Here is a 9,465-nt window from a genome sequence, read left to right as displayed (position 1 = left end):
CCCGTACGGTCCGTACGGGCACCCGTGCCCCGGTTGTGGCCTCTCTCGGCTCTCGTGGCTCTTCCGGCGCTCCCGGCCCGGTGGTTACACCTGCGGGCGCAGGCGCGCCTGGTCGACCGGGCTGCGGCCGTCCTGGGTGCCCTTGAGGAGGGCGCTGCCCTCGCGCCAGTCCTTCCAGTCCATGTTCCAGTCGCCGTAGCCGTTGCCGAAGGTGTCCATGTCGTCGCCGATGCTGTTGATGACGCGGACGATGTCGCCTTCGCTGATGTTCTCGTAGAACCAGGCGGCGTTGCCCGTGCTCATGCCGGTGCAGCCGTGGCTGACGTTCTCGTAGCCCTGGGAGCCTACGGACCACGGCGCGGCGTGGACGTATTCACCGCTCCAGGTGACGCGGGTCGCGTAGTAGACGGGCAGGTTGTAGTACTCGCTGCCGCCGATGCCCACGGTGTCTCCGCGCATCTGGACGTAGTACTGCTTGCCGAGGACCACCTTGACGCCGTTGCGGGTGGAGAAGCCCGGCTTTCCGGTGGTCACCGGGATGGAATTGATCACTTCTCCGTTGCGCTTGAACGTGAGCCAGTGCGAGGAGGCGTCCGTGGTGACCTCGACGCGGTCGCCGATCTCCAGCTTCAACGGCTTGGAGGCGGCGCCGTGCAGGTCGTCGGAGATCTTGATGCCCTCCAGGTTGCTCCGAACGGACACGGTGGTGTTGGCGGGCCAGTACTCCTTGGGCCGGTAGTGGAGCTTCTTGTCGTCGACCCAGTGCCAGGCGCCCACTGCTTCCGCCGGGGCGTCGACGACCAGGCCCCGCTCGATGACGGCGCGGGCGGCCTTGTCCTTCACGGGTTCGTTGAGTTCGGCCGTGAGGGGCTGTCCGACGCCGTACTTGCCCTCGTCCGGGCCGAATTCGACCTTGAGGACCTTCTGGGCCGGGGTGGTGTCGAAGGTGAGCGTGCGCTGCCCGGGAGCGCCCCGCTCGTCCTCGGTGCTCACGAGGACGGTGTAGCGGACGCCGGCGGCCATCGGGACGGTGCTGTGCCAGCGGTCGCCGGAGGCGGACAACTCGCCCGCCAGGCGGCGTCCGTGGGTGTCCACGGCGCTCACGTCGGTGATCCGGCCGTCGCCGCTCTTGGCGGTGACTTCCAGGGGCCGGTCCGGGTCGACCGGGCGACTGCCGGTGGACTGGTTGAGGGCGACTTGGTCGCCCGCGTCGTAGGGGCGGGCGGACAGCGGGTTGTCGTCGCCCGACCCGCATGCGGTGGCGCCGGCCCCGAGGGACGCGACCAGCAGGGAGCAGCCGATAACGGTCCAAAGACGCGGTGACTGGTTCATGGAGCCAACGCTATGAAGATATGACAATTACGGCGCGCGGGGTGACTGCAAACGAGGGGCCCGGACTCCTCCATTGGAGGTGTCCGGGCCCCTGGTCTCACGCTGTGGCCGCCACCGTGGGTGGCAGCGCGGGTGCGGCTACTGGTTCTGGTTCTCACCGCGGTAGTACTCGTACACCCAGCCCCACAGACCGATCAGGATCAGCGGCGCCGAGAAGTACATCAGCCACCAGCCGAAGATGACGCCCATGAAGGCGAAGGCGCCACCGATGGCCAGCGAGAGCGGCTGCCAGCTGTGCGGGGAGAAGAACCCCAGCTCGCCCGCCTCGTCGGCGACGTCGGCCTCCAGGTTGTCCTGGGCCATCTGGTCGACGCGCGCGGCCGTGAAGGCCAGGTAGTAGCCGATCATGGCGCTCAGGCCGAAGGCCAGTGCGAGCGCGGTGGTGCCGACCGGCTCCTTCGACCACACGCCGTACACGACGGTCATGATCAGGATGAAGGCGGCGAGCCACAGGAACATCCTGCCCTGGATCTTCACTTGCCGGCCTCCTTGCCACCAGCGACGGCCTTGGCGGCCACGGAGTGGTCCTCAAGGTGGTCGAGGGCCGCGATCTCGGGGTGGTGCAGATCGAATGCCGGGGATTCGGACCGGATCCTCGGCAGGGTGAGGAAGTTGTGCCGCGGCGGCGGGCAAGACGTCGCCCATTCGAGCGAACGGCCGTAGCCCCACGGGTCGTCGACGTCGACCTTCTTGCCGTACTTCGCCGTCTTCCAGACGTTGTACATGAAGGGCAGCATCGACAGGCCCAGCAGGAACGAGCTGATCGTCGAGATCGTGTTCAGCAGCGTGAAGCCGTCCGCCGCGAGGTAGTCCGCGTAACGACGCGGCATGCCCTCGGCGCCCAGCCAGTGCTGCACCAGGAAGGTGCCGTGGAAGCCGATGAACAGCGTCCAGAAGGTGATCTTGCCGAGGCGCTCGTCCAGCATCTTGCCCGTGAACTTCGGCCACCAGAAGTGGAAGCCCGCGAACATCGCGAAGACCACGGTGCCGAAGACGACGTAGTGGAAGTGCGCGACGACGAAGTACGAGTCGGAGACGTGGAAGTCCATCGGGGGCGAGGCCAGGATGACGCCGGTCAGGCCACCGAAGGTGAAGGTGACCAGGAAGCCGATCGTCCAGAGCATCGGGGTCTCGAAGGACAGCGAGCCCTTCCACATGGTGCCGATCCAGTTGAAGAACTTCACACCGGTCGGAACCGCGATGAGGAACGTCATGAAGGAGAAGAACGGCAGCAGCACACCGCCGGTGACGTACATGTGGTGGGCCCACACGGTCACCGAAAGGCCGGCGATCGAGATCGTCGCGGCGATCAGGCCGATGTAACCGAACATCGGCTTGCGCGAGAAGACCGGAATGATCTCGGAAACGATTCCGAAGAACGGCAGCGCGATGATGTACACCTCTGGGTGTCCGAAGAACCAGAAGAGGTGTTGCCATAGCAGGGCGCCGCCGTTCGCGGCGTCGAAGACGTGCGAACCGAACTTGCGGTCGGCCTCCAGCGCGAAGAGCGCGGCGGCCAGCACCGGGAAGGCGAGCAGGACCAGAACACCGGTCAGCAGCACGTTCCAGGTGAAGATCGGCATGCGGAACATCGTCATGCCGGGGGCGCGCATGCAGATGATCGTGGTGATGAAGTTGACCGAACCGAGGATCGTGCCGAAGCCCGAGAAGGCCAGACCCATGATCCACATGTCGGCGCCGATGCCCGGCGAACGGACCGCGTCCGACAGCGGGGAGTAGGCGAACCAACCGAAGTCGGCGGCACCCGAGGGGGTGACGAAGCCGGCCACCGCGATGGTCGAACCGAAGAGGTACAGCCAGTACGCGAACATGTTCAGCCGCGGGAACGCCACGTCGGGCGCGCCGATCTGCAGCGGCATGATCCAGTTCGCGAAGCCCGCGAACAGCGGGGTGGCGAACATCAGCAGCATGATCGTGCCATGCATGGTGAACGCCTGGTTGAACTGCTCGTTCGACATGATCTGCGTACCCGGACGGGCCAGCTCGGCGCGCATGAAGAGCGCGAGGAGGCCGCCGATGAGGAAGAACACGAACGACGTGAGCAGGTACATCGTGCCGATGGTCTTGTGGTCGGTGGTGGTCAACCACTTCACGACGACATTGCCCGGCTGCTTGCTCCGTACCGGCAACTCGTTCTCGTACGAGTCGGCCTCGGCACCCTGAGGCTGGTTGAGGATGCTCACAGTTTGTTCACCTCAGCATTGCGGGCCGGGTCGGTCTGCTGGATGCCGGCCGGGAGGAAGCCGGTCTGACCCTTCTCCGCGAGCTCCTTCAGGTGCGCCTTGTACGCCTCCGGGGAGACGACCTTGACGTTGAAGAGCATTCGGGAGTGGTCGACACCGCAGAGCTCGGCGCACTTGCCCATGAAGACGCCCTCTTCGGTCGGGGTGACCTCGAAGACGTTGGTGTGCCCCGGAATGACGTCCTGCTTGAACAGGAAGGGGACCACCCAGAAGGAGTGGATGACGTCGTTCGACGACAGGATGAAGCGGACCTTCTCACCCTTCGGCAGCCAGAGCGTCGGGCCCGGGTTGCCGGTCTCCGCGTTCCGGTCGCTCGGGACGCCCTTGGTGTAGACGCCTTCGGCGCCCGCCGGGAAGTCCTTGGTGTAGCGGTCCGGGATCGTGGCGAGTTCCTTGGGAACCTCGCCCGCCTTCGGAGTCGCCGCATCGCCGTCGACGTTCTCGACGTAGTTGAAGCCCCAGCTCCACTGGTAGCCGATCACGTTGATCGTGTGCGCCGGCTTGGCGGAGAGGGAGAGCAGCTTCGACTCGTCACGCGCGGTGAAGTAGAAGAGCACCGAGACGATGATGAGCGGGACCACGGTGTACAGCGCCTCGATGGGCATGTTGTACCGGGTCTGCGGGGGAACCTCGACCTTGGTCCGGCTGCGCCGGTGGAAGATGACGCTCCACATGATCAGGCCCCACACGAGGATGCCGGTGATCAGAGCGGCCGCCCAGGACCCCTGCCACAGGGAGAGGATGCGAGGCGCCTCTTCAGTGACCGGGGTGGGCAATCCGAGGCGGGGGAAGTCTTTCCATGTATACGAGCAACCAGTGGCGGTCGCCAGGACCACGCCCGCAGTCAGCGCCTGCAGCAGCTTCCGCCGCATCGGGCGCCGCGGCGAGCGGTCGGAGCCGTAGGGACTCACGTAGCGCCTTCCCGAGAGTCTCGGCCCGCGCGGCCGGCCGCGGCCGCATTCGGGTCGGTCGCCGGCCCTGACGCAGGCAGGGGTTTGGATGTTTATGCGGACCAAACCCTACTGGACGCTATTTGGGGTCGCGCGGGGAGGGTGCCCAACGCGCCGTTACTGACCCCGAAGGGATGGATCCGCCGTACGGGGGACGGCCCAACGGGCCCCGAATGGCGGGGTCTGGGCGACATCTGACGCCCCCTGACCTCGGCCGGTCGCGGCGCCGGCGCGGCGGCCGGTTAGCGTGACCGGATGCCGTACTTCGACACCGCGTCCGCCGCCCCGCTGCACCCCGTGGCCCGGCAGGCGCTCCAGGCCTCCCTTGACGAAGGCTGGGCCGACCCGGCCCGGCTGTACCGCGAAGGGCGGCGAGCCCGGCTGCTGCTGGACGCGGCGCGGGAGGCGGCGGCGGAGGCGGTGGGCTGCCGCCCCGACGAGCTCGTGTTCACTCCTTCGGGGACGCACGCGGTTCACTCGGGCATGGCCGGGGTCCTGGCGGGGCGTCGGCGCGTCGGCGGGCACCTGGTCGTATCAGCGGTGGAACACAGTTCCGTACTGCACGCGGCGGAGGTCCACGCGGCGGGCGGCGGGCGGGTGGAGGAGGTCCCGGTGGACCGGTTCGGCCGCGTCTCCGTCTCCTCCTACGGGGAACTCCTGGGGCCCTCCACCGCGCTGGCCTGTCTCCAGTCGGCCAACCACGAGGTGGGCACCGTCCAGCCCGTGGCGGAGGTTGCCGAAGTGTGCGCCGCCGCCGGGGTGCCGTTGCTGGTGGACGCCGCACAGTCGCTGGGCTGGGGGCCCGTCCCCGGGAACTGGTCCGTGCTGTGCGCGAGCGCCCACAAATGGGGCGGCCCGGCCGGGGTCGGCCTGCTGGCGGTCCGCAAGGGAGTGCGCTTCGCCCCCCAAGGCCCCGCCGACGAACGGGAGTCGGGGCGCTCCCCCGGCTTCGTCAACCTCCCCGCGGTCGTCGCCGCGGCGGCCTCCCTGCGGGCCGTGCGCGCCGAGGCGGAGGCGGAGTCGGCCCGGCTGCGGATCCTGGTGGACCGGCTGCGGCGGCGGGTTGCCCGCCTGGTGCCGGACGTGGAGGTGGTGGGCCATCCCGACCTCCGGCTCCCGCACCTGGTCACCTTCTCCTGCCTGTACGTGGACGGGGAGACCCTGCTCCACGGGCTGGACCGGGCCGGCTACTCCGTCTCCTCCGGATCCTCGTGCACCAGCTCGACGCTGACGCCGTCCCATGTCCTGCGGGCCATGGGGGTGCTGTCGGAGGGGAACGTACGGGTGTCCCTGCCGGCCGGCACGACGGCGGCGGAGGTCAACGGCTTCCTGGAGGTCCTGCCGGGGCTGGTGGCGGGGGTGCGCGAGCAACTCGGCGTGGTGGAACCGGTGATGGCCGCCGATCCGGAGGCGCAATCCCTGGAACTGGACACCCTCGGCCTGCGGTGTCCGCAGCCGGTGATCGAACTGGCCCGGGCGATCGGGCGGGTGCCGGTGGGGGGGACGGTGACCGTCCTGTCGGACGACGAGGTGGCGCGGCTGGACATTCCGGCGTGGTGCGCGATGCGGGGGCAGGTGTACGTGGGCGAGGCCCCGCGTGCCCTCGGTACTGCGTACACGGTCCGCCGGGCCGTCTGATCCGGCCTGCGCCGTGGCCGGCCTGCGGACGTGGCGGGTGTGGCCCTGCGGGGCCGTCCCCTACCCGCCCTTCCACCGTTCCCCGGGCTCCGCCCGGACCCGGTCCTCACACGCCGGACGGGCTGGGTTTGCCGCCGCGCGGCACAAACGGGCGAAGGGCGGGCAGGGGACTCCGCCCCGCAGGGCCGAGCCACCCGCACCCGCCCACCGGACCCGCCCACGGGCGGCAGCGGAACCGGGCCCCGCGAGGGGTTACGCCGGGAGGTGGGACTGGACTTCCGCCGCTGCCTCTTCGCCGTAGGCCTTCGTGAAGCGCTCCATGAAGTGGGCGCGGGCCAGGGTGTACTCCTGGGTGCCGAGGGTCTCGATGACGAGCGTGGCCAGCATGCAGCCGACCTGCGCGGCCCGCTCCAGGCCGACGCCCCAGCCCAGGCCCGTCAGGAACCCCGCGCGGAACGCGTCGCCGACGCCCGTCGGGTCGACCTTCGCGGTCTCCTCCGGGCAGCCGACCACGATCGGGTCGTGGCCGACCCGCTCGATGCGGACGCCGTTCGAGCCGAGCGTGGTGACCCGGGTGCCGACCTTCGCCAGGATCTCCGCGTCGGTCCAGCCGGACTTCGCCTCGATGAGGCCCTTCTCGTACTCGTTCGAGAAGAGGTACGTCGCGCCCTCCATCAGGGTGCGGATGTTGTCGCCGTCCATCCGGGCGATCTGCTGCGAGAAGTCCGCCGCGAAGGGGATCTCCCGCGTGCGGCACTCCTCCGTGTGGCGCAGCATCGCCTCGGGGTCGTCCGCACCGATCAGGACGAGGTCCAGGCCCCCGACCCGGTCCGCGACCGCCTTCAGCTCGATCAGGCGGGCCTCGCTCATCGCGCCCGTGTAGAAGGAGCCGATCTGGTTGTGGTCCGAGTCCGTCGTGCAGACGAAGCGCGCGGTGTGCAGGACCTCGGAGATCCGCACGGACTGGGTGTCGACGCCGTTCCGGTCGAGCCAGGCGCGGTACTCGTCGAAGTCGGAGCCGGCGGCTCCGACGAGGATCGGCCGGGCGCCGAGCTGCCCCATGCCGAAGCAGATGTTCGGGCCGACGCCGCCGCGCCGCACGTCGAGGTTGTCGACGAGGAAGGAGAGGGAGACCGTGTGCAGCTGGTCCGCGACCAACTGGTCGGCGAAGCGGCCGGGGAAGGTCATGAGGTGGTCGGTGGCGATGGAGCCGGTGACTGCGATACGCACGGCGTGGACGCTCCTGCGAGGGAAGGCAAGGGGACATTCAAAACTACCCGCTCGGCGGGCCGAGGCCGACCGGCAGAAACTACCCCGTAGTAGCTCTTTCTTCCCTCGCAGTGCCGTGCCTACCGTGCCCCATGACCTACACCGATGGCTTCGGGCACGTCCAGCCCTCCGGGAACGCGGCGGGCACCGAGTTCGAACAGCTGCTGGGCGACTGCGCCCGGATGGCCCCGCACTGGCCGGTTCCCGCGGATCCCCGGCCGGATCGGGTGGCTCCCTCGCAGATCATCGGCATCCGCGTCCCGGCGGCCTCGGCTCGTCTCATCGCCTCCACGGCGGTCTACGGCTACTAGGCCGCCCGGGCGGAACCGGATCCGCGTCTGTTCCGTCACACCCGCATCACCCCATGCGGGACGGGCAAAGGAGCGATGCGGTGACCAGCGAACAACCCGATGGACTGGAAGCACCCGAGACACCGGAGGCACCCGGCACCCCCGGTGCGTCCCGTGGCACACGACGGCGGCAGGTCTGGGCCGTCGGTTCGATCGCGGCCGCCGTCCTGCTCACCGGCGGCGGCACCGCCATCTGGGCGTCGACCGCTCACAGTGAGGGGCGTACGGGCGACAGCGCGGCCTCCGCGCCCCGCGCGGAGGCCACTCCGCCCGGGCCCGGCATCGCCCCCGGCGAGCCCGACCCGTCCGGCGGCGGGGTCACGTACACGGCCGACGTCCCCCTCCCGGAGGGCCCGGCCACCGCGCCGGCCTTCGCGGCGGGCGGTGAGGTGACCTCCGCCGAGGTGGCGCGGCTCGCGACGGCGCTGGGGATCTCCGGCGCGCCCCGGCTCGCCGGGGAGACCTGGCAGGCCGGGGAGACCGCGGACGGCTCCGGGCCCCGGCTCACGGTGAACCTCAAGGCTCCCGGGACCTGGAACTTCTCCCGGTTCCAGGTCGGCGGCACCGGGGACGACTGCGTGCGCGGCAAGGACACCTGCGGCCCTGCCACCCTCCCCCAGGACCTGGGTCAGGAGCACGGCGGTACCACCGGGACGCCCGTCTCCGAGGAGGCGGCCAAGGCCGCCGCCGCGCCCGTGCTGGCGGCCGTGGGGCAGGGCGGGGCCGCGCTCGACGCGCGGCTCGCGCAGGGCTCCGTACGCGTGGTGACGGCCGACCCGGTGATCGGCGGCCTGCCCACGCAGGGCTGGTCCACCCGGGTCGGTGTCGGGGCGGACTCCCGGGTGGTGTCGGGCAGCGGCGAGCTGAAGGCTCCGGCGCGGGCCGCGGAGCAGCCGGTGATCGGCGCCGTCGACGCGCTGGCCCGGCTGAACGACAAGGCGCGGGGTTCCGGTGCCACGGACCCCGGCCCGAGCGGCTGCGCCACGAGCGTCCCGCTGACTCCGGACTCCCCGGACGGCGCCACGGACACGCTGCCGTGCAACCCGGACCCCCGGCCGATGAAGCCGACGCGGACCGAGTCGGTGCGGGGTGCCCGGCTCGGGCTGGTGCCGGGCACGGTCGACGGGGCCCGCGGTCTGGTGCCGGGCTGGCTGTTCGAGGTGGCCGGCAAGGGCGGCGGCCCGGGCCACACGGTGGCCCAGTCGGCGGCCCTCACCGAGGAGACTCCCCCGATCGACCTGCCCACCCCGGTCGACCCGCCCGCGAAGGGGCAGACCGTGCCCGGTTTCTCGTACGCCCTGGCCGACCGGACGCTGACCGTGAACTTCTGGGGCGGGGTGTGCAGCACGTACGCCCTGGAGGTCCGGGAGCAGCCGGAGTCGGTGATGGTGAAGATCACGGACACCCCGAACAAGCCGGGTCAGGCCTGCATCATGCTGGCGCAGGAGATGACGGTGACGGGCACGCTCCAGCAGCCGCTGGGCGACCGCAAGGTGATCGACGCGACCACGGGCAAGGCCGTCCCCCGCCAGTAGGCGCCGGGACGCGCGAGAGGGGCCCGCCCGCGGATGTGGCCGTCCGGCCAGCCGCGCCCGGCGACTT

General features: G+C 70.3%; 8 protein-coding genes. 3 read left to right on the top strand and 5 right to left on the bottom strand.

What is annotated here, in order from left to right; genetic code table 11:
- Positions 1-84 precede the first annotated feature (84 nt).
- The 4 genes from ACFVX6_RS39935 to coxB form a co-directional block, all read right to left on the bottom strand.
- The gene (locus ACFVX6_RS39935; protein ID WP_389699496.1) at positions 85-1,332 is read right to left on the bottom strand and encodes an Ig-like domain-containing protein; all 1,248 of its coding nucleotides are present in this window, start codon (positions 1,330-1,332) and stop codon (positions 85-87) included.
- A 138-nt stretch (positions 1,333-1,470) separates the two neighbouring features.
- The gene (locus tag ACFVX6_RS39930) at positions 1,471-1,869 is read right to left on the bottom strand and encodes a cytochrome c oxidase subunit 4 (RefSeq protein ID WP_274552284.1); all 399 of its coding nucleotides are present in this window, start codon (positions 1,867-1,869) and stop codon (positions 1,471-1,473) included.
- Entirely contained in the window at positions 1,866-3,596 is a 1,731-nt protein-coding gene (gene ctaD / locus ACFVX6_RS39925) for a cytochrome c oxidase subunit I (RefSeq protein ID WP_389699495.1), read from the bottom strand. Before ctaD ends, ACFVX6_RS39930 begins: the two co-directional genes overlap by 4 nt.
- Positions 3,593-4,567: a cytochrome c oxidase subunit II gene (coxB, locus tag ACFVX6_RS39920; RefSeq protein WP_389699494.1), complete on the bottom strand. Its 975-nt coding sequence runs from the start codon at positions 4,565-4,567 to the stop codon at positions 3,593-3,595. The genes ctaD and coxB overlap by 4 nt, the downstream gene beginning before the upstream one ends.
- A gap of 294 nt (positions 4,568-4,861) precedes the next feature.
- Here coxB and ACFVX6_RS39915 point away from each other — a divergent pair, with 294 nt between their 5' ends.
- Entirely contained in the window at positions 4,862-6,244 is a 1,383-nt protein-coding gene (locus ACFVX6_RS39915; protein WP_389699493.1) for a cysteine desulfurase/sulfurtransferase TusA family protein, read from the top strand.
- A 252-nt stretch (positions 6,245-6,496) separates the two neighbouring features.
- Here ACFVX6_RS39915 and ACFVX6_RS39910 read toward each other — a convergent pair whose 3' ends face one another.
- Positions 6,497-7,474: a carbohydrate kinase family protein gene (locus ACFVX6_RS39910; protein WP_389699492.1), complete on the bottom strand. Its 978-nt coding sequence runs from the start codon at positions 7,472-7,474 to the stop codon at positions 6,497-6,499.
- A 131-nt stretch (positions 7,475-7,605) separates the two neighbouring features.
- Here ACFVX6_RS39910 and ACFVX6_RS39905 point away from each other — a divergent pair, with 131 nt between their 5' ends.
- Positions 7,606-7,824, top strand: a complete 219-nt coding sequence (locus ACFVX6_RS39905) for a hypothetical protein (RefSeq protein ID WP_389699491.1) — start codon at positions 7,606-7,608, stop codon at positions 7,822-7,824.
- An 80-nt stretch (positions 7,825-7,904) separates the two neighbouring features.
- On the top strand, positions 7,905-9,398 hold the full coding sequence (locus ACFVX6_RS39900; protein ID WP_389699490.1) for a hypothetical protein: 1,494 nt from the start codon (positions 7,905-7,907) through the stop codon (positions 9,396-9,398).
- Positions 9,399-9,465 lie beyond the last annotated feature (67 nt).

The sequence above is a fragment of the Streptomyces sp. NPDC058289 genome, from assembly GCF_042880975.1.
Lineage (GTDB): Bacteria > Actinomycetota > Actinomycetes > Streptomycetales > Streptomycetaceae > Streptomyces > Streptomyces stoeckheimensis.
This window is presented reverse-complemented; position numbering and strand designations above follow the sequence as displayed.

Coding starts and splice junctions, on each gene's coding strand:
- ACFVX6_RS39905 (WP_389699491.1), top strand. CDS start 7,606: ATGACCTACACCGATGGCTTCGGGCACGTCCAGCCCTCCGGGAACGCG.
- ACFVX6_RS39935 (WP_389699496.1), bottom strand. CDS start 1,332: ATGAACCAGTCACCGCGTCTTTGGACCGTTATCGGCTGCTCCCTGCTG.
- ACFVX6_RS39915 (WP_389699493.1), top strand. CDS start 4,862: ATGCCGTACTTCGACACCGCGTCCGCCGCCCCGCTGCACCCCGTGGCC.